We start from the raw sequence: 20,313 nt of genomic DNA, 5'->3' as shown, positions 1-20,313 counted from the left end.
TCAGTGACACCTGTCAAAACCCCCCGTTTTCAAGGCTTTGCATAAGGCGCGTTTGCGGCTATAGTGACAAAAGTGCAAGGCGGACCCTGGGACATGGGTCCGCCACTTAACTTCGATAGGAGAATCGACCATACGTAAAGGGCAATTTGCGGCTCCGCCCAAACAGGAAGGGCCGCGCGTCAACGATCAGATCCGTGTCAAAGAGGTACGCCTGATCGGAGCTAATGGTGAAAACCACGGTGTCGTGACAGTCGGCCAGGCGAGGAATCTCGCGGATGAGGCTGGGCTTGATCTTGTCGAGATCTCGCCGAACGCGGAACCGCCCGTATGCAAGATTCTCGATTACGGTAAGTTCAAGTACGAGCAGCAGAAAAAAGCCAACGCTGCACGGAAAAACCAGAAAACCCAGGAAGTCAAAGAGATCAAGATGCGTCCCGGCATCGATGTCCATGACTACCAGACCAAGATGAAGAAAATTCACCAGTTCATCGAAAAAGGTGACAAGGTGAAGGTGACCATCCGTTTCCGCGGCCGTGAAATGGCCCACCAGGACCTGGGCATGGAAGTGCTGCAGCGTGTCGTGGGTGAAATGGAAGAGGAAGCCAAGATCGAGGCACGCCCCAAGATGGAAGGCCGCCAGATGATCATGGTCATCGCGCCGAAATAACGCCGCGCTTCACGTGGAACAATTAAGAAACCGCCCTCTCCGGGGCGGTTTTTTGTTTTGGGGTGAGGCGGTCGCGTGAGCAGGGGTGCGGGAAAGCCTCACCCCTTCGGGGAAAACCCTTCCGACCAGCGGTGTTATTTCACCGTATAGTCGCGGCCTTCAAGGCAGGCGCCGATTGCGCGGTCATAGTCGGCCGTCTTGACGGTGCGGTGCTGCTGGCTGGCGGTAAGGTCAGCCTCATAGGCCTGTTCCGCCTTCTTCTTGTCGCGCCGGTTCTTGAGGCCGGAGCCAAGCAAGCCGGCACCGCCGCCGATCAGCGCGGACTTGCCGATATCGCTGCCGGTAATTGCACCCACCGCCACACCAAGCGCCGCGCCGCCCACAGCACCGCGCAGCGGACGACCCCGACCATCTGTCTCAGCCGGGGGCACAGGCACATCAAGGCCCGCGCGACTTGGGTCAAAACCGGTCTGGCCCACGGCCCAGCTATGGCATTCATAGCGGTCCCGGTCCTGCTGCGCCTTGTCCTGCCCTGAATTGGGATAAATGAAGATATCACTGGCGGCGACCGGACCAGCGAGAGGGGAAAACGCGAGCGCGAGGGCAACAAAAGCACCAAGCAACTTTGCGGGGCGCGGGGCATGGCCCCGCACCATTGGGGGTGAAACAGTCATGGGAAAATTCCTTTTCGGCATAAACAATGTGTCTTTGCCTATTGGACGACACGTGCGCCGCCTCCATTCCCCACTAACCGCATAAAAAGTCAGTTGCGCACTTTCGCCAGCCGGCGGCGGATACGGTCGCGCGCTTCATGCCAGCGCTGCATTTGCTCTGGCGTCAGCCGGGTCTCCAGTTCGCCTTCCATACCGTCGAGCAGGATCATGAATTCCTGCTGCTGATACTGCACGAGGCTTTCCACCTCAAGACCCGTAGCCTCTAGGATGGCATTCACCTCCGTCGCCTGCTCGGGCTCTACCGGGCCGATCAACCGGCTGACATGGCTGACAAACCCGTCCGCGGTGCGCATATCTTTCAGCACTTCAAGCTTGCCGCGCAGCACCGCACCCAGCACCAGCGCACCCATGAGCATGCCGACAAGGAAAGTGGCCCCCAGCATGGCTGTAACTTTGAAGATTGGTTTTGGTGAACTCATGGTTGTCTTGTCCTTCAAAGCGAAAGTGCAGCGTCCGCGCCCGTGGGCACAAGCGCGAAGATGGCATCAATCAAATCATCCGGCGGGCCATAGGCACTGGTCTGGCTGACAGTGACATTATAGGCCGCCAGCAGGAAACAGAGCGCCACCGCAGGTACGGCCATGCGCCGGAACATGACCGCCATGGTCACGGCAATCAGATTGATGCCGCCCGGTACAGGAGCATTCGCCAACGCGTCCTCACGCACGCGCGCCATCACGCGGTCGGCAAAGCCCGGCGCGAAGTGTCGCGCATGATGGTCGGCCAACCTGCGGGCGAGCGGGTCATCCGTCTCTTTGGCATTATCAGTTGTGCGGTTGTCAGCCATTTTCATATCCCTCCAGTTGCGCAGCGAGGTGTTTCCTTGCCCGCGCCAGTCTTGAAAGCACCGTGCCCTCGGGCACATCCAATATCTCAGCGGTCTCAAGCGTTGAATGCCCTTCAATGAGACGGAGCACCACAACGCTGCGAAACGCAGGTTCGAGACTCGCCATCGCGCGCATCACCGCCTGCCGTTCCTCCGCCCGCCCGGTACGGTCCATGGGGTCGGGCTGCGCTTCATCCAGCGCATCGTCCATGGCTCGGAAGCGGCGGAAAAAACGTTTGCGCTTCTTCAGATGGTCGAGACAGCAATTGATGGCGATCCGGGTCACGAAGGTCTTGAGGCTCGCCTCATGCCGGAAGGTGCTGAGTGCACCATAAAGCTTGACCATCGCCTCCTGACCAACATCATCCGCATCGGCATCATGACCGAGCATGCCGTGCACCACGCCTGCGACCGTGCCCTCGAACCGCTCCACAAGCGTACGGAAGGCCAACCGGTCGCCCGCCAGCACACGGTCAACCAGCACAGTGTCGCCTGCTGGGTCGTCACCCGCCGTGGTCTCGTCCTTGCCGCCGCTCAATACCAAACCCTTCCTGTCCCGTTCGCGAGATGCATGACCCACTATAAACCGGTTTCAGGTCCGCCACGTCCCAGAAAGCACCGCTCCTCCAGTTCCGTGGGCGCTGGCCGCCATCCCGGCCGCGCAAGGACATAGAGAAGCCGTTCTTTGAAACCCTTGGCGTGCCATATGTCGCTCAGCATGCGCTGCCACTCATGGAAGGCGATACGCACGGGGTTCAGGTGATGGTGCGGCGATACAAGGCCGTATCGCGGGGCTTCTTCTTCGCGGGCGAATGTCCCGAACAGCCGGTCGAAGATGATGAGCACGCCGCCATAGTTTTTATCGATATACGCAAGGTTGGTTGCGTGATGAACACGGTGGTGGCTCGGCGTATTGAAAACCCACTCGAGGGGGCCCAGTTTGCCGATCAGCTCAGTGTGCAGCCAAAGCTGGTAAAAGAGATTCACAGCAAGCATCCCCACAATCAGGAAGGGCGAATAGCCCATGATGGCAAGCGGGGCAAAAAAGAAGGCTGCACCGGACAGCACGCCCGTCCAACCCAGCCTGTAGGCGACGGTCAGGTTCATATGGTTGGCGCTATGGTGCACACTATGGCTGGCCCAGAACCAGCGCACCTCATGTGCGGCCCTATGGTACCAGTAATAGCTCAGCTCAAAGACGAAGAAAAAAACCAGCGCGTCAAAAATGCCCCCAATCTCCCGGTCGGTCACACGCAGTTCATAAAACATGCCGAGGAGCGACATCGTAAGCCCCGCGCTCAGAAGGCCAGTCAGGCGACGACCGATGCCCACACCGAATGAGGCAATGCTTTCCGCCCATGGATACGCCTGACGGCGAACAAAGCGTATGTAAAGCGCTTCAAGGATCACGGCGAGAAGCACAAAAAGCGCAACCACAAGCGCCGCGCGGCCATATTCTGCTGGCATATCAGCCTCCCTCAAGCGCCGACTATCGGCACAATGTTTCGCATTCCTGTTTTTGACGATACGAAATTCGTGTTTATTCCCGCCGCGCCAAAAAAAATGCCGCCCGATGGGGAAGGCGGCATCAAGTCAACCCAGGTGGAAGTGTTCCATCACTTACGCGATTTGATATATTTCTTGAGCTGCTCGCGCCGCTCATCCTGGATGTCTTTATAAACCTTCATCTGGCTATCGCTCAGATGGCGCGAAAGCGCGGCTTCGGTGTCTTGCCGAACCGCTTTCATCTCCTTGGCGAGGGAAAGTTTCTCCCTCAGCGACAGGGACGGCTTGTTCCCGCGGCCAAAGCCATGCCGCTCAAGAATGGCAAGGCGCTTGTCGCGTGCGCTTTCAAGGATGGGTTCAACCTTGGCTTCCTGTTCAGCGCTCAGGCCAAGGCGGGCCTTGTTCTCCTCCGCGCGCTCCATCAGTGCTTCAAGGGTGGCGTCATCAATCTGCCGGTCTGCCGCATGAGTAGCAGCAGGCCCCATAAAAATGAGGATGAAGGCCACGAGGGCCAGTTTGCTTTTTAACACCGTACATCTCCGCTTCAGCGTGTCATTCGGGCATTTGACGCTGGCTGTGCGGAATTCATTCCCGGGCGGTGAAGATTTTTTTCAGTAAAGCGCGGCGCAGCTCATGCCGGCGTCGACCGCGATGTCCTGTCCGGTGATGGTGGTGGCGGCGCTGCTGGCGAGGAAAAGGCAGGTGCGGGCCACGTGGCTCGCGGGTACGAGGCGCCCCAGGGGCGCGCGGTCCCGCCACGAAGTGACACCTTCGGGCCAGCTTGTCTCAATGCCGTTCCGGGCCACAAGACCGGGTGACACGCTGTTGACCCTGATGCCATAAGGCCCAAGCTCCTGCGCGGCGGCGCGGGTGAACATCAATAGCGCAGCCTTGGCGCTGGAATAATGTGCCATCGCCGTTTGCGGGCTGTGGGCGGCGAGCGAGCCGATGTTCACAATCGCCCCACCACCCCCTGCTTTCATTGAGAGGGCGGCGCAGCGGGTCACGGTCACGGCACTTTTGAGATTGGCCTCAAACATCGCGCTCCAGTTGGGGGCAGAGAGCGCAACAAGCGGCGCCACCGAGTAGGCACCCGCATTATTGACCACAACATCCACCCGGGCGCCTCGGGTTTCCATATTGTAGAACATGCGGGCCACGCTGGCGTCATCCGTCAGTTCTCCCTGTACCGCGACGGCTGCGCCGCCCGATGCACAAATTGCCTCGACCACTGCCGCGGCACCTTCTGCATCATTCCTGTAGTGAACAAAAACCTTGGCACCTGAGGCGGCGAACAGCCGCGCGGTCTCAGCGCCGATCCCGCGCGACGCACCCGTCACCAGTGCCCGTCGCCCCCTCAGGTTGAGGCTGTAGCCGGCATCCGGGTCAGTCATACCGCTTCTTGCCACGGCGCATGATAGAAGCCGTCAAATGTCCGGCCTTCACGCACCACCACATCATGCAGGCTGCGTTCGTAAAATTTCACGGTGTAACCGCTCCGAAACACCACCAGATGTGGCTGGCAATGCGGCCCCATATCCTGCGCGTAACTAAACAGATGTTTGTGAATATCGCAGAAATCGGCAAAGCCTTTGCCAACAACAAAACCCACATGTTCAAGGCCCATGGGATAGTCGAACAGGTGCACTGGCGGGATCAGCTCAATCAGTGACGTTTCATGATCGGCATCAAGCTTCAGCGGTTCCTTCAACAGGATTTTGGAGATGGGACGACCACGCCAGACATTCTCCACATTGGCAACAGCCAGTGCTTCAAGGGCAGTGCGGGTCTTCAGATATTCTTCCCATGTCGCTGTACGGTAGGCCAGATGGCTGACCGGCATGGGCGAAATACCAAATCCCGCATCCCACAGGTCTTCAAGCTGGGCGGCAAAAAAGCCGCGATAGTCACCGATGATCTGTTCCATCCTGTCGTGCATTGGGTCCTCGCTTCTTTCTTTTTGGCTTGCTGGTTTGCTTTTTTGGCAACCATACGCAAATAAAAAGCTTGGAAAAGTATGTGAATTTGCAAAACTGTTTGAGAAAAACTCAAACACGGATGTTCACTATGGATAGCGTATCGCGCCTGAAGGCACTCCCGAACCTCACAGCCCTCAAGGCCTTTGATGCGCTGGTACGCTCTGGCTCAGTCAGCCGCGCGGCGGATGCGCTGGGCGTCACGCCGGGTGCCGTCAGCCGTCAGGTCAAGCAGCTCGAGGAAGAACTGGGCTTCGCACTTTTTGACCGTAGCGGCGGCAAGTTGACCTTGAGCCCTGGTGCAGATGATTTCGCCGCGTCCATCGCCGGGGCCTTTGACCAGATGGCAATGGCAACCACCACGCTCAAGGCCGAGGTCAGGCAGAACGAGCTGGTGATTGCCTGCTCCCCCTCCTTCCACTTTTGCTGGCTGCTGGCGCGCCTGCCGTCGTTTGAGGCCGCCCACCGCGATATCCGCGTTGTGGTGCATACAGCGCTTTCGACCCACGCTGCCACCACCCAGCCGGACGCCATCATTGGTGTGGGCCACTGGCCGACCGACGGCCGCCTGCGCCAGCGCGGTTTTATGGAACTGCATAGCGGGCCGGTGATGGCGCCAGCGCTGGCCGCCCGGATCTCGCCTGCAGGCCCACCACTCGCGAACATTCGGCATCTGCGGCTGCGGCGGGACAGCACCATCTGGCGCGACTGGTATGAGGATGCGGGTGTGCCGCCCGCTGACGCACCCGACGAGGCCGCGTTCGACCATCTGTTCCTCACCATTGAAGCCGCGCGCGCAGGCCTTGGTGCCGCCATCGCGCCCTATGCCTATGTGGCGGACGATATTGCCACCGGCCTTCTGGCCGCACCCTTCGGCTTCCTTGAGCGCAAAGTGCCCTACCATATTGCCTGGGCGGGCGGCATCGAGCCCAAAGCAGCGCTCCGCGTCTTCACGGAATGGCTGGTGGAAGAAGGTCGCCGCACGCCGCAGCCGAAAAAAAGCTGACAATATTCCCGAAAAGTCGGTTTATTCCGCTATATTCATCTGGCATTCCCGAGGTGACTTCAAAAGACTGTGCCGTGTTTTCAATGACCTAACGCCCGCAAAGGGCGGCAAAGGAGACCAACATGAAGTTTGGTGACTACTTGCGCGAAAAGCGTGAAAAACACGGCTGGACCCAGCCCGAGGCCGCAGCGAGGGCCCAGATCGAACAGTCCTATCTCTCGAAACTCGAGACCGGGAAATCCTACCCGTCGGAAGATATCTTCTCCCGGCTGGTGAAAACCTACGACATCGACTTTGAGGACATGAGCCGCACCGTCTTTGCGGCCGAACTTGATAAACTGCGTGAAATCAGCGCCGTTCGCGCGATGGTGCTGAAGCGCGGGCAATCGGAAGCCCGGTTCATGCGGGCCTGGCTTGTGGCGGGCCTTGTCATGATCATGCTGGGCGGCGGCATGTTTGGCCTTGCCGCCTCCATCCCGGCGGAGGGGCATTTCCATTATCTCTACCGCTCGGAAGGGGTGATCAAACCTGACGAATCGCCCATGCTCTTTGAGTTTCTCGCCGTTGGTGGCCCGGATGCCTCGGGCGGTAAACTTGGTGACCGGCTGGACTATAAGTATGAGACTTTGGACCAGAACAAAGGCCCAAGCTATATCGAGCAGGTTGAAGGCGGCTTCCGCAAATTCACCCTCTATGACACCGAGAAGCAGCACGCACCGGTCGCGATCAGTTGGCACTATAGCTTCGGTGCCATGTTCCTGATGGGGGGATTGGCCTGTTTCTACATCAGCCGTCGCTGGCGCTAAGACACCCCTAAAACCCGTGAAAGCTGCGCACAAACGTTGCGCAGCTTTTGCACATATCCCGCACAGTTTCCGCACACATTCTGCGTATTTGCCGCACAGGTTTTGCACACACGTGCGGCCCAAAAGCCGTTTTCTGTTGCGTATTTGCGAACACGATATAAGGATTGTATCCCGTCCCTTCAACCCGTGAGGAGTGTGATACACCATGGACCTTCAAGCCATCCGCACCTTCTGCCGCGCGGTTGAAACCGGCAACCTCACGGCGGCCGCCAAAGCCATGCATATCACCAAGTCCGTTGCCTCGCGCCGCATCCAGTCGCTTGAGGACGAGCTTGGCGTGCGCCTACTCGCGCGCACCACCAAAGGCGTGGCACCCACCGATGAAGGCACCCTGTTTTATGAACGCGGGCAACGTATCCTTGATGACCTTGAGGACGCGGCGCAGGCGGTGAAATGTACTGAGCAGGCGCTTGTGGGCACACTCCGCATCACCGCGCCGCGTAGTTTTGCTGACCTTTTCCTCGGTGAACCCTTGATGGAATTCATGAAGGCGAACCCGGACCTGAGTTTCGAGATGAACCTGACCGACGAGCGGGTAGATATCCTTGGCGGCGGCTATGACCTTGGCATCCGTATCGCGCGGGAACTCGATGACACCAGCCTCGTCGCCCGCAAGCTGGCCGACATGACCAGCCATATTGTCGCGAGCCCCGAATATCTGGCGAAAAACGGCACGCCCGAAAGCCCTGAGGACCTCCGCAACCACGACTGTGTTTTCTATTCAAACGTTGAAGCGGCCAAACAGTGGCGCTTTGGCGACGGCGCGAATGGCGAGTCGATCCGTGTGCGCGGGCGGCTGAGCTGTAATTCCGGCCAGATGCAGATGGAAGCAGCGCTGCGCGGTATCGGCGTCTGCACGCTCCCGCGCTTTTTTGTCCACGGCGCGCTCGAAAGCGGCAAGCTTGTCAGCCTGCTCGACGACTTTGGCACCCCGAAGATGACGCTTTATGCGCTCTACCCCGAAAAGCGCCTGCTGCCGCGCAAGGTGCGGGCGCTGATTGAGCATCTGGCCGACTGGTGCAGCCGGCAAAACGACGCCTGCGCCGAGCCAGGCGGCTGCCCGGAATAACCCCGACCTGCCGTCACACATCTGGCCCGTGTTCGATCTGACGCAACACAGGCTTGCCAAGGCTGTGCCTACAATCCGCCATCCCGATCGCCTACCTTAGTCCCAAGACAGCAACAGGATTTAAGAAAAAAGGAGGCAAATCATGGGTTTGCTCGTAGACGGCAAATGGCACGACAAATGGTATGAGACCAAGGACGGGCGTTTCAAACGCCAGGACAGCGTGTTCCGCCACTGGGTCACCAAGGACGGCAGCGCTGGCCCTTCCGGCGACGCCGGGTTCAAGGCTGAGGCTGGTCGCTACCATCTTTATGTCTCCCTCGCCTGCCCGTGGGCGCACCGCACGCTCATCATGCGCAAGCTCAAAGGGCTTGAAGATATGATCGACGTGTCCGTTGTCGGCATGCAGATGCTGGAGCATGGCTGGACGTTCGACAAGAAGGACGGCAGCACCGGCGACCCACTGTTTGGTGCCACTTATTTGCATGAGATTTATACCAAGGCACTCGCGGACTATACCGGCCGGGTGACCGTACCTGTGCTGTGGGATAAAAAGACAAACACCATCGTGTCCAATGAAAGCGCCGAGATTATCCGCATGTTCACGGAAGCTTTCGACGACATTGGCGCGAAGGACGGTGACTATTACCCGGAAGCCCTGCGCCAAGAGATCGATGCGGTGAACGAGCGCATCTATGACACTGTGAATAACGGTGTCTACAAGGCCGGTTTCGCAACTACGCAGGAAGCCTATGAAGAGGCTGTTCAGCCGCTGTTTGAAAGCCTTGACTGGCTTGAAGAACGGCTGGCCGAGAACCGCTACCTGATGGGTGAGCAGCTCACGGAAGCGGATATCCGCCTCTTTACCACACTCATTCGTTTTGACCCGGTCTATGTGGGCCACTTCAAATGCAACGTGCGCCGCATCGCGGATTACCCGGAACTGAGCGCCTATATGCGCGAGATTTACCAGATGGACGGCGTGGCCGGGACGGTCGATATGACCCATATCAAGACCCACTATTATGCGAGTCATAAGACCATCAACCCCACGGGCGTGATCCCGACGGGGCCTGTACTTGACCTCGACGCCCCTCATGGGCGCGACTGGCTTTGAAGGAGGCCATGATGACAACAGCACGCAAAATTGCTCACCTCTATCAGGCGGTTGCCACGCCGGAAGGTCAGGGTGTTACCGTCCACCGCACGATCGGGCGGCCCGACCTGTCGGTGCTTGACCCCTTCCTGCTGCTGGATGAGATGGAGCTGCCCAAGGAAGCCAAGGGCGCCGGCTTTCCCGAACACCCGCACCGGGGGTTCGAGACCGTGACCTATATGCTGACGGGCCGCATGGAACATGGTGACCGGGTCGGTAACCACGGCATCATCGGCCCCGGCGATGCGCAGTGGATGACCGCAGGTCGTGGCATCATCCACTCGGAAATGCCGGTGGCATCGGGTGAGGATGCCCGCGGCTTCCAGCTTTGGGTGAACCTGCCAGCCGCCAAAAAGATGATCGCGCCGCGCTATCAGGATGTCTCGAAGGACATCATCCCGACCGTGAAAGGGGAAGGCTATGAGGCGCAACTGGTAGCGGGTGAACTGTTGGGCCATGAGGGTGCGGTGAAAGAAATCGCGGCCAAGCCCTTCTTCGCGGACGTAACCCTGACGGGCGACGATGAAGTGACCCTACCAGTGGAAAGCGGCCATACCGCGTTCCTATACGGCATCAAGGGCGGTTTTGTTGTGGACGACCAGTCAGTGCCGACCCGCACGCTTGCGATCCTGTCGGACGGTGACTTCGTTAAGGTGCGCGGCAAGGCCGGAACCCGCTTCCTTCTGGTGGCAGGCCGACCCAACAACGAACCTGTGGCCCGCTACGGCCCGTTTGTGATGAACACCCGCGAAGAAATTATTGCGACAATCGACGACTGGAACAAAGGACGCTTCCTGAGCGCTACGTAACAGTTCCGCGCTGATAAAGTGCGTTTCCTTCTGAAGCTCTTCAAACCCCTTTTTGAGCTTCTTGCCCCGGGCTTTCTCCTCCCCCTAAGTCCTACTTGAGAGCCCGGGGTTCCCAATCAGAAAAGCAAAGAGGCCGCAAACGCGGCCTCTTCCTATTTCTGCTGTGTTGCTTCTGCTTAGCGCAGGATCGAGCGCAAGTGGCGGGTTGCGAAGCTGAGCTTTGCGACCGTGAGGCCGCCTGAGGACGCGAGGTCCTCAATCAACCGTTCGGCGCGGATGATCTGGGTTGCCTGGCTGGCAGCCCAGTCCTTCGTTGCCTGCTTGGCCGACTTTTCACCCGCTTCAAGGCAGACACGCTCCACGAGCGCGCGCTGCTGGTCGGCAAGGTCTTCAAGCTCGGACCGCACGGAAAGCACGTCCCAGTGGTTTTCCGGCTGGATACGGTCAGCCCGCTGGCGGAGCCAGTCGAAACCAAGCCGGTCACCGAGCGCGAAATGCACCGCAGCCACATAGTCCACGCGCTTACCGGCTTTCTCCGCCACCTCGATGATATCGGGGCCGGACGCCAGAACCTCAAACGCAGCAACAAAGGTTGCGAGGTCATGCCCCACACCGGCTTTCTTGAGCGCGTCGCGGCGGCTGACAAACACATCCTGCGCAGGCTCGGACAGGATTTCCTGCTTGATACCAAAGAGCTTTTTGACCGGGTCGGAGAAACGCTCCACCAGCGCGCTGACGTTGAACGGACGCGGCAGGTTGCGAAGCACCCACATCACCTGCTGTTTCATCGAATCCGAGACAGACTGGTGCATGTCGTACTGCACGGTCGCCGGGACCTTGTAATCAAGCTCGTTGATGGCTTCCCATTGGCCCTGCAGGCCGTAAACCTCGCGCACGATCACGAAGGCCGCAACGATATCTTCAACGCCAAGGCCGGTTTCTTCCTTCACCTCGTAAACGAAGGTCAGGCCGGCCCAGTTTACCACTTCGTTCGCGAGAACAGTGGCGATGATTTCGCGTTTCAGGCGGTGCTCTGAAAGGTCTTCACCGAACTTCTTACGGAGCTCGCTCGGGAAGCCCCACTCAAGCTCAGGCCTGAGGACCGGGTCTTCGATGAGCTTGCTTTTGACCAGAATATCGAGAAGCGACATTTTGGCATAAGCCATGAGGATCGCGATCTCAGGGCGGGTGAGGCCAAGCTCGTTGGCGGCAAGTTCCGCAAAACCCTCGTCTGACGGCAGGTTCTCGATATCGCGGTTCAGATTGCCGTCACGCTCCAGCGTGCGCATGAGGCCGAGGTGATATTCGCGGTTGCGGATGGCATTGGCTTCCGCAAGCGAGATTGCCTGCGTCTGCAAATAGTTGTCCGACAGCACGATGTCCGAGACCTCGTCGGTCATGGATTCAAGGAGCTTGTCCCGGTCCTCGGCTTTAAGGTTCTTGTTCTGGATCGCACGGGTCAGAAGGATCTTGATGTTCACTTCCTTGTCCGAGCAGTCCACACCGGCCGAGTTGTCGATAAAGTCAGTGTTGAGGCGACCGCCACGGCGGGCAAACTCAATCCGTGCCTTCTGGGTCATACCAAGGTTGCCACCTTCGCCGATGACTTTGACCTTCAGTTCAGGCGCGGTAACCCGGAGGCCATCGTTCGCGCGGTCACCCACTTGGGCATTAGTCTCGGTCGTGGCACGCACATAGGTCCCGATACCACCGAACCACAACAGGTCCGCTTCCGCCTTCATGATAAGGTGGATGAGGTCTGTCGGTGTCATGGCGTCGGCTTCGACCTTTAGCCATTCCTTGATCTCAGGCGTGAGCGGGATGGACTTCGACGAACGCGCGAAGATGCCGCCGCCCTTCGAGATCAGCTTCTTGTCATAATCTTCCCATGAGGAGCGCGGCATATCAAAAAGACGTTTGCGCTCTTTCCAAGCGGCTTTGGTGTCACCCGGGTTAGGGTCGATGAAGATGTGCATATGGTTGAAGGCAGCCTTCATGCGGATGGTTTTCGAGAGCAGCATACCGTTCCCGAATACGTCGCCCGACATGTCACCAACACCAATGACGGTGAACTCGTCCTTCTGGACATCGATCCCCATTTCACGGAAGTGACGCTGAACGGAAACCCAGCCACCCTTCGCGGTGATGCCCATTTTCTTGTGGTCGTAGCCGTTGGAGCCACCGGAGGCGAAGGCATCACCAAGCCAGAAACCATGGTCAACCGAAATGCCGTTCGCGATATCCGAGAAGGTGGCCGTGCCCTTGTCGGCGGCAACCACGAGGTAAGGGTCATCCCCGTCGCGGCGCACCACGTTTTTCGGCGGCACAACCTTATTGCCTTTGAGGTTATCGGTCACCGACAGCAGGCTGGAGATAAAGCTGCGGTACGCGGCGATACCTTCAGCCATATAAGCCTCACGGTCGCCCATGCCCGGCAGCTGTTTCGGGAAGAAGCCACCCTTCGCGCCTTGCGGCACGATCACGGCGTTTTTCACCTGCTGCGCTTTCACGAGGCCAAGCACTTCGGTCCGGAAATCCTCCCGGCGGTCAGACCACCTGAGGCCACCACGGGCAACCGGGCCACCACGCAGGTGCACACCTTCAACGCGCGGGCTATAGACCCAGATTTCCGCAAACGGTTTCGGCAGCGGCATCTCGTCCACCTGGCGGGAGCGGATCTTGAACGCAAGCGCGCGTTCGTCCACACCCTCAAGCACACCTGGCTGGTAGAAGTTGGTGCGAAGGGTTGCGCGCATCACATTGCGGTAAGCGCGCAGGATGCGGTCATGGTCAAGGCTCGACACACCGTCCATCAGACTGCGGATGTCAGTGACGATATTCTCAGCCATATTGTCGCGGTTTGCGGCTTCATAGGCCGGGTCAAACTGCGCCTTGAATAGCGCCACAAGTTGCGCGGCGATCTGCGTGTTCGCGACCACACTGTCGGCAATATAGTCCGGCGTATAACCCATGCCGAGCTGACGCAGGTATTTGCCGTACGCGCGCAGGAGCTGGATTTCACGCCAGTCCATCGCAGCCGTCAGCACCATTTCGTTGAAGCCGTCGTTCTCGACCGTGCCGGCCCAGACGCGGATGAACAGCTCCTCGACAATCGGTTTCAGACGCTCAAGCGCGAAGGGGCTACCCTCCGGGCGGTCAAGCGAGAAGTCGTGGATATAGCTCGTGACCTTGCCGGCAACCGAATAGGAATGCTCGGACAGTACACGGAAGCCCATGTTTTCAAGGATCGGCATACAGTTGGTGAGCGCGATGAGCTGGGTGCCGTGATAAATCTTGAGACGGTAGTGGTTGTCGCCGTCGTCACGGTGGCGGTAGAAGTCGACACGCACATCGTCTTCGCCTGCCACGTCCTCAAGCTTGTCCACATCATACGCGGCTTGGGCTGGCGTGAAGGTCTCACGGTAGGTAACGCTGAAACGACCTTTATAGAGGTGATTGAGGCGGCTGCCTTTTTCCTCACCGTGGTGGCTGATCAGTTCCGCATGCAGGCGGTCAACCCAGCCTTGCGCGGCTTCTGCGATTGCCTTGTTGATGTCTTCCACATCCGGCTTGCGCACATCACCCGGGAAGGTCCTGATGATGAAATGCCAGCGCGCCAGAGCTTCGTCCGTCAGGTTGGCGTAATAAACCGAAACCTCACCATTATAGGACTTGCAGAGGATATCCGCGACTGCTTGCCTGAGCCCCGAATGGTAGTTCTCACGCGGTACATACACCATGGCGGAGACAAAACGCTCAAACTGGTCCGGGCGCACAAAAGCACGCGGGCGCGGGCGCTCGGTCAGTTGCAGGATGCCGAGTGCGGTTTCGAACAGCCAATCCTCGTCCACCTGGAACAGCTCGTCACGCGGGAAGGTTTCCATGATGTGCGCGAGCGATTTGGCGGCATACGAGCGCTTCGCGAACTTGGAGCGCTTCATGATGTTGGCAACCTTGCCGCGGATAATCGGCACATCTGTCGCAAACTTGCGGTAGGAGAGCGACGTGAAAAGGCCGACAAAGCGGCGCTCGCCAACGGCTACGCCTTCGTCGTTGAAGATTTTGACGCCGATATAATCCATGTGCGACTGGCGGTGCACCATGGATTTCACGTTCGCCTTGGTGATGATGAGCGGGTCAGGCGAGGAGAGGAAGTGCCTGATCTCGGGCGACATGGGCGTGAGGCCCTCTTTGTCCCGAAGCACGTTCCGCTCAGGGTCGCGCAGGATGCCGAGGCCGGAACCGTCCACACGGTTGAAGTCAAACTTCGCTGGGTCGCCCTCAAAGCGATATTCCCGGAAACCGAGGAAGGTGAAATGGTCAGCGCCCAGCCAGCGCAGCAGGCGGATGGTCTCGTCCACCTCTTCCTGCTCAATTGGTGGCGGGTTCACGGTCAGGGACGCCACAGTCTCGTCGATCTTGGCGAGCATGGCTTTCCAGTCGGAGACAGCCGCGCGCACATCGGCAAGCGTGGTCGCAAGCGTGTCTTCGATTTCCTTGAGCACAGCCTTGTCGGACTGGGCATCAATCTCGATGAACATGTAGCTTTCGGTGACCTCGGTGCCTTCACCTTCCTTAACCCGGTTGCCCTTGTCGTCACGCCAGGTTTTGAGGATGGGGTGGTGCATCATATGGATGCGGCAGTGCAGGCTGACAGCCAGGCAGCCCGTGGTCGAATCCACAAGGAAAGGCATGTCGTCGTTGACGATCTGGAGCACGGTGTGCTTCGTCGACCAGCCGGACTTGCCGCCCCGCGGGTTCATCATCTTGATCTGCGGTTTGCCGGTTGGGCGTTTTTCCGCCATTTGCCACATATTGCGCGCGATCGCGAACAGGGCTTCAGGCTCAAACGCCATCAAGTCGTCCGGTGCCTGCTCATAGAACTGAGTCAGGAACTTGTCGAACGCTTCCCATTCTTCGCCCGACATGGTTTCGACCGCGCGGCGGCCGATCTCTGCCATGATCTGCTTATACTGCTCATCATTGGTCACTTTTTTGGTCCCTTCCAAACCTGGTCACCCGGTTTTTTTATAGCCTGGGGGTCTTTATAAATTATTGTTATCGGTCACTTTTTCTGGTGAAGGCGCCGGATGGCTGCTTCCACCTCGGTGGGCGGACAATCCGCCACGCCGATTGCCTCAAGCCCGCCGCCATCTGCGCGGCGTGCGAGCACGAGACAGAACTCATCGTCACTTGCAAGTGTGGTCAAATCGTGGGCTTTCGCTGCACGCATCGCCTCGGTGGCAGCGCGCTGCCGCTCTTCCGCCGGCGTACCCTTGCGCCCGCGCCGTGCGGCGCGCTCGGCCCGCACACAGCCTTTGATGCCGCCCGGTTGCGCGCGCAGGAATGCAGCGAGCGTATCGGACGTCTGGCCTTCGCGTACCGCAAAGGCGAGCGCGGATGCATATTCCGTCAGCCGTGTTTTGTCATAGTCGCGCCCGAAGGTGAGCTTGAGCACCGGTGTGTAGGGCGCGCGGGTTTGCACCTTCAAGCCGTTCGCAACGAGTAGTGCGTCATACGCTGCCGGATTGAGGCTCGCTTCTTCATAAAGACGAAGCGCGGCGGCCAGCGCGTGATAAAGGTTATCACGACCGCCGCCATCAAGGTGCGCGACCTGCGACACCGCCTCCTCGCAGGCATCAAGCGGGGCACGGAGCGCTTCTGCAAGCGCCGCATCCTCAGCAGCTTCAGCCGCCTCTTCAGCTTCAGTAGTGCCTGCACCTTCAGCGTCAGCGCCGTGGGTCGGGCTCCACTCCTCACGCTGGCGGAAGCTCACGACCACCATCAGGAAATTAGCGTCCTCGCCCGTGCGGCTCAGCGGCAGCATGATGCCCCTGCAATCAAGGAAGTCTTCGACAAATTCAAATTCTGCGGCCCGGGTGCGGGCTTCGGCATCTTCAAACTGGCCAAGCAGCGCGCTTGCGAACGGGGAATGCGGCAGATCCTCAAGCCGGGCGCCGGGTGTTACCTCTGTCTCCATCAGGCTGACAATACGGTCACCGGCGAAACGCACAGTGGCACCAAACACGCTGAACTCCAGCAGCAGGCTGTGTTTCTTGAAGGGTGCGAGGCCCGCCGGGCTCAGGTCTTTGAATAGGGGATAGGTGCGGTCACCCTTGAGCGCATGCCAATAATCGAAGGCGCGCAAATGCAGGCGGCGTTCGTGGGCGTCGGCTTCGGAGGTCGAAAAGTCGTCCGGACCACTTTCGGCGCGGGCGGTTTCTCGAATATCGTCAGATTGATCTTCTTGCGTGCCGTTCATGGCCAACAACCGTAATCCGTTTGCGCGTCAACACCGTGTCGCATGGCTCGGGTATGGCACCCTCATCCTGCACTTGCAAGAAAGATCGGGCACAAAGAGACAACTTTTTGTGAACGCACCACCACACGGGCTTTTGACAGCGCTGACAGCCATCTGCGCTTGCCCCCTCAACGATTTTGCGCCAAAAAGAGCGAACCCTTGGGAAGGGGGCATAAGTGGGAGAGACGACAAAATGCCGGACAAGCGTTGGCAAAGCCTGACCGCGATGTTTTTTGACCAAGCCGAAAAGCTTGGGGATAAGCCTCTTTTATGCGCGAAGCGCGGCGGCAGTTGGCAATCGCAGAGCTGGCGTGAAGTCGCGGAAACCATCACAAAACTGGCCCGCGCGCTCGAACGCCTAGGCGTTGAGCCCGGCGACCGCGTGGTGCTGGTCTCGGAAAACCGCCCCGAGTGGATGATTGCCGACTTCGCCATCATGGCGACAGGCGCGATCACGGTGCCGGCTTACGTGACCAACACAGCGCGCGACCATTTGCATATTCTCGAGAACAGCGGCGCCAAGGCGGCAATCGTTTCCACCAAACAGCTCGCGCGCACGTTCCTCAAAGCCGCGCACCAGTCAGACGAGCTTGAGCATGCCATCACCATGGAACCTGTGAAGCTGGAGCAGCAGGTCAATGTGGGTTTGCATCACTGGGACGAAGTGCTGGCCGCCGAGCAGGCCGATGTGGACCACTACCGCAAGCGCGCACAGGATGTTTCGCGCCACGATATCGCCTGCCTCATATATACATCCGGCACCGGCGGCGCACCGAAGGGTGTGAAAACCCACCACGGCGCTATCCTGCATAACGCCGAGGGTGCGATTGAGATTTTCCGAGAGCTCGGGCTTGAAGGGAACACCTTCCTCTCGTTCCTGCCGCTCAGCCATGCCTACGAACACACGGCCGGCCAGTGCTGGCCGCTGACCATCGGCGCTGAAATCTGGTACGCCGAAAACCTTGAAAAGCTGGCAACCAATATGGCGGAAGCCAAACCAACCGTGATGGTGGTGGTGCCGCGCCTATTTGAGATGCTGCGCACCCGCATCAGCCGTGCGATCGAGAAGGAAGGCGGCACCAAAGCCAAGCTTTTTACCCGCGCCATCAAACTTGGCACCAAGGTCGCGAAGGGCGAGCAGCTCGGCTTTTTTGAAAAGCTTGAGAATTTTTTCCTCACCCTCACTGTGCGGCGTAAAGTACGAGGCCAGTTTGGCGGTCGCATCAAGGCGCTCGTGTCGGGTGGTGCACCGCTCGCGCCCGATGTAGGCTATTTCTTTGAGGCGCTTGGCCTGCCGCTCCTGCAGGGGTACGGCCAAACCGAATCCGGGCCGATCATCTCGGTCAACCCGCCGGCGGCACCAAAGGCGCATACCGTGGGTCTTGTATTCCCAAATACCGAAGTGCGCATCGCCGAGGACGGTGAAATCCTCGTGCGTGGCGAACTGGTGATGAAGGGCTATTGGCGCGACGACCGCTCAACCGAGAAAACCCTCGTTGACGGCTGGCTGCACACCGGCGACATCGGCTGCTTCGATGAAGACGGCCACCTGATGATCACCGACCGCAAGAAGGACATTATCGTCAACGACAAGGGCGATAACGTGTCCCCGCAGCGGATCGAGGGCATGTTGGCGCTTGAGGACGAGATTGCACAGGCCATGGTATATGGTGACCGCAAGCCCCACCTCGTTGGGCTTATTGTGCCGGACGCCGAATGGGTGCGGGGCTGGGCGAAGGAAGCAGGCAAGAACCCGGACGGCATTGACCTCAGTAGCGATACCGATCTTCACCGCGCGATTGACAAGGCAGTGACCCGTATCAACGCGCGGCTCTCGAACCTTGAAAAGGTGCGCAAATTCATTGTGGCCGAAGAGCCGTTCTCTATTGAGAATGAACAGCTTACGCCGACACTGAAACTGAGGCGGCATGTGGTGGGCGGCGTGTACGGCGACAGGCTCGAGGCCCTTTATCACCGCGGGAAAGCGAAAGACGCATGACCGACAAACTTGACGAGCGTATCGCGGACCTTGAGGTGAAGTTTGCCTTCCAGCAGGAAACTATCGACATCCTCAATGATACCGTCACCAAACAGTGGGCGGCCATCGACCGGCTGTCCCGCGCGCTTGACCGTGTGCAAAGCGATGTGGCCGATATGGAAGCCGGGCAGCGGGACCCCAAGGGCGAACCACCGCCGCCTCACTATTGATGACCAGGACCTCTGCTGCATACTCGCGAAGCACTGATGAAGTGGCCAGCCCCTGCACAAAGGTTTGCAAGCTGGACCCAAGCGGGCAATATTGCACCGGTTGCTTGCGCACCCGGGATGAGATTGCCTGCTGGTCGAGCGCAAGCAACGATATGAAACGCGCCATCCTGAACCGCATCGCCGCGGCCGGTGGCGCGGGCAGGTAACCAGCTGGATTTTCGATGCGCCGTAGCAAAATATCCCCTCGCAAACGCATGATGACCGCACTGATCGGCCTGTCGTCCCTTGTGATGCTGGCCTTTGCGCTACCGCAACTGATGTCTGAGCTGTCACGCGTGCCGGGGAATGAAAGTGCGAAGTTGCTGCGAAGCGGCGCCGTGCCCGACCTGCCCACAATCGAGATGGTCGAAAGCACGCGCACAGCCGCGCTCGGCTTCGCTGATCGCCCCAAGTCGCGTATTGAGCTCGCCCTTGCCTTTCTAGCCAAAGCCCAAAGTGCCGAAGGTGATGAAGCCAAGGCCAAACTATACGCGGGTGCAGAGCGTGAACTGGTTCAAGCGCTCAGTATCGCACCCATCGATGCGTACGGGTGGCTTTTGCTGACCCGCGCACGATACCTGCAGGGGCCCGCGCATTATGCCGATGCGGTACAGTCCTGGCAGAAGTCCATCGAGGTGGCCCCCATGGCGCCCTACGCCATGTCAGAGCGGATCCATTTCGGCATTCTTCTTTATGACTTCATGACCGTGAAGGAGCGTGAAATCCTGAAAGAAAATGTTCGGTATGCCTTTAACTGGTATCCGCAAAAGCTTCGGGTATATGCCGATCGGAACAATTTGCTTAAGTGGTTGCAGTTCCTGAGCGAGCCGGATGCCGGCATGGTGCGCTACTTCACGCCGCGCTAATGGTTTGAAGACTTATGTTTTGAAAACTGCAGAAACACGAAAGGCCGCCCCGAGGGACGGCCTTTTCCGCATTTCCCCCGAGGGAGAAGATGGAGCGGGCGATGAGATTCGAACTCACGACCCTAACCTTGGCAAGGTTATGCTCTACCCCTGAGCTACGCCCGCTCATCGCGTAACAGCCTTGCGGCTGTAGGGGTAACAGGCGGCGGTGCCGTCTGCGTGGCGGGATAATAGCTATCCGCTTTCCCTTTGCAACACCTTTTTTTATTTTTTTATGAAATTGCGTC

At 58.9% G+C, this 20,313-nt stretch carries 19 protein-coding genes, 1 tRNA gene and 1 pseudogene; 10 read left to right on the top strand and 11 right to left on the bottom strand.

Annotation, left to right across the window (positions count from 1 at the left end):
- The first annotated feature begins 130 nt into the window (after positions 1–130).
- A complete protein-coding gene (gene infC / locus B150_RS0104570; protein ID WP_026168203.1) occupies positions 131–667 on the top strand; it encodes a translation initiation factor IF-3 in 537 nt (178 codons plus the stop codon).
- 134 nt (positions 668–801) lie between these two features.
- Here the strand turns inward: infC and B150_RS19740 are convergent, their stop codons facing one another.
- The 8 genes from B150_RS19740 to B150_RS0104530 form a co-directional block, all read right to left on the bottom strand.
- On the bottom strand, positions 802–1,341 hold the full coding sequence (locus B150_RS19740) for a hypothetical protein (protein WP_155859926.1): 540 nt from the start codon (positions 1,339–1,341) through the stop codon (positions 802–804).
- Positions 1,342–1,430: 89 nt separating this feature from the next.
- Complete coding sequence (locus B150_RS19735; protein WP_020398710.1) at positions 1,431–1,820, bottom strand: hypothetical protein; 390 nt, start codon at positions 1,818–1,820, stop codon at positions 1,431–1,433.
- Between the two features lie 14 nt (positions 1,821–1,834).
- A complete protein-coding gene (locus B150_RS0104555) occupies positions 1,835–2,188 on the bottom strand; it encodes a hypothetical protein (RefSeq protein ID WP_020398709.1) in 354 nt (117 codons plus the stop codon).
- Positions 2,181–2,765 carry an RNA polymerase sigma factor gene (locus B150_RS0104550; protein ID WP_020398708.1) on the bottom strand — a complete coding sequence of 195 codons (585 nt, stop codon included), beginning with the start codon at positions 2,763–2,765 and terminating at the stop codon, positions 2,181–2,183. Before B150_RS0104550 ends, B150_RS0104555 begins: the two co-directional genes overlap by 8 nt.
- 41 nt (positions 2,766–2,806) lie before the next feature.
- Positions 2,807–3,694, bottom strand: coding sequence for a sterol desaturase family protein (locus B150_RS19730; RefSeq protein WP_020398707.1), 888 nt, complete (start codon positions 3,692–3,694; stop codon positions 2,807–2,809).
- 149 nt (positions 3,695–3,843) lie between these two features.
- Entirely contained in the window at positions 3,844–4,263 is a 420-nt protein-coding gene (locus B150_RS0104540) for a hypothetical protein (RefSeq protein WP_020398706.1), read from the bottom strand.
- Positions 4,264–4,344: 81 nt separating this feature from the next.
- On the bottom strand, positions 4,345–5,127 hold the full coding sequence (locus B150_RS0104535; RefSeq protein WP_020398705.1) for an SDR family NAD(P)-dependent oxidoreductase: 783 nt from the start codon (positions 5,125–5,127) through the stop codon (positions 4,345–4,347).
- Positions 5,124–5,672 carry a VOC family protein gene (locus B150_RS0104530; RefSeq protein WP_081611314.1) on the bottom strand — a complete coding sequence of 183 codons (549 nt, stop codon included), beginning with the start codon at positions 5,670–5,672 and terminating at the stop codon, positions 5,124–5,126. Before B150_RS0104530 ends, B150_RS0104535 begins: the two co-directional genes overlap by 4 nt.
- A 128-nt stretch (positions 5,673–5,800) precedes the next feature.
- On the opposite strand from B150_RS0104530, the gene B150_RS19725 reads away from it, so the two are divergent.
- The 5 genes from B150_RS19725 (at position 5,801) to B150_RS0104505 (ending at position 10,612) form a co-directional block, all read left to right on the top strand.
- Complete coding sequence (locus B150_RS19725) at positions 5,801–6,715, top strand: LysR family transcriptional regulator (protein ID WP_020398703.1); 915 nt, start codon at positions 5,801–5,803, stop codon at positions 6,713–6,715.
- A gap of 122 nt (positions 6,716–6,837) precedes the next feature.
- Positions 6,838–7,521, top strand: a complete 684-nt coding sequence (locus tag B150_RS0104520) for a helix-turn-helix domain-containing protein (protein ID WP_020398702.1) — start codon at positions 6,838–6,840, stop codon at positions 7,519–7,521.
- 205 nt (positions 7,522–7,726) lie between these two features.
- Positions 7,727–8,650, top strand: a complete 924-nt coding sequence (locus B150_RS19720; RefSeq protein WP_020398701.1) for a LysR family transcriptional regulator — start codon at positions 7,727–7,729, stop codon at positions 8,648–8,650.
- A 142-nt stretch (positions 8,651–8,792) separates the two neighbouring features.
- Positions 8,793–9,764, top strand: coding sequence for a glutathione S-transferase family protein (locus B150_RS0104510; RefSeq protein ID WP_020398700.1), 972 nt, complete (start codon positions 8,793–8,795; stop codon positions 9,762–9,764).
- A gap of 8 nt (positions 9,765–9,772) precedes the next feature.
- Positions 9,773–10,612, top strand: coding sequence for a pirin family protein (locus B150_RS0104505; protein WP_026168202.1), 840 nt, complete (start codon positions 9,773–9,775; stop codon positions 10,610–10,612).
- A 176-nt stretch (positions 10,613–10,788) separates the two neighbouring features.
- Here the strand turns inward: B150_RS0104505 and B150_RS0104500 are convergent, their stop codons facing one another.
- Both B150_RS0104500 and B150_RS23600 read right to left on the bottom strand, forming a co-directional pair.
- Complete coding sequence (locus B150_RS0104500; protein ID WP_020398698.1) at positions 10,789–15,603, bottom strand: NAD-glutamate dehydrogenase; 4,815 nt, start codon at positions 15,601–15,603, stop codon at positions 10,789–10,791.
- Positions 15,604–16,589: 986 nt separating this feature from the next.
- A pseudogene (locus tag B150_RS23600) lies at positions 16,590–16,874 on the bottom strand (PAS domain-containing protein); the annotation flags it as partial.
- Positions 16,875–17,106: 232 nt separating this feature from the next.
- Here B150_RS23600 and B150_RS0104490 point away from each other — a divergent pair.
- The 4 genes from B150_RS0104490 to B150_RS0104475 are packed head-to-tail and all read left to right on the top strand — an operon-like array spanning position 17,107 to position 20,026.
- A complete protein-coding gene (locus B150_RS0104490; protein WP_020398696.1) occupies positions 17,107–18,912 on the top strand; it encodes an AMP-dependent synthetase/ligase in 1,806 nt (601 codons plus the stop codon).
- Positions 18,909–19,121: a SlyX family protein gene (locus tag B150_RS0104485; RefSeq protein WP_020398695.1), complete on the top strand. Its 213-nt coding sequence runs from the start codon at positions 18,909–18,911 to the stop codon at positions 19,119–19,121. Before B150_RS0104490 ends, B150_RS0104485 begins: the two co-directional genes overlap by 4 nt.
- Positions 19,121–19,327: a DUF1289 domain-containing protein gene (locus B150_RS23595; RefSeq protein WP_020398694.1), complete on the top strand. Its 207-nt coding sequence runs from the start codon at positions 19,121–19,123 to the stop codon at positions 19,325–19,327. Before B150_RS0104485 ends, B150_RS23595 begins: the two co-directional genes overlap by 1 nt.
- A 15-nt stretch (positions 19,328–19,342) precedes the next feature.
- Positions 19,343–20,026, top strand: coding sequence for a hypothetical protein (locus B150_RS0104475; RefSeq protein ID WP_155859925.1), 684 nt, complete (start codon positions 19,343–19,345; stop codon positions 20,024–20,026).
- A 90-nt stretch (positions 20,027–20,116) separates the two neighbouring features.
- On the opposite strand, the gene B150_RS0104470 is transcribed toward B150_RS0104475, so the two are convergent.
- Positions 20,117–20,191, bottom strand: a tRNA-Gly gene (locus B150_RS0104470).
- Positions 20,192–20,313: the final 122 nt, after the last annotated feature.

Source organism: Kordiimonas gwangyangensis DSM 19435 = JCM 12864 (genome assembly GCF_000375545.1).
Taxonomy (GTDB): Bacteria; Pseudomonadota; Alphaproteobacteria; order Sphingomonadales; family Kordiimonadaceae; genus Kordiimonas; species Kordiimonas gwangyangensis.
The sequence above is the reverse complement of the archived record's forward strand: the minus strand, read 5'-3'. Positions and strand labels throughout refer to the sequence as shown.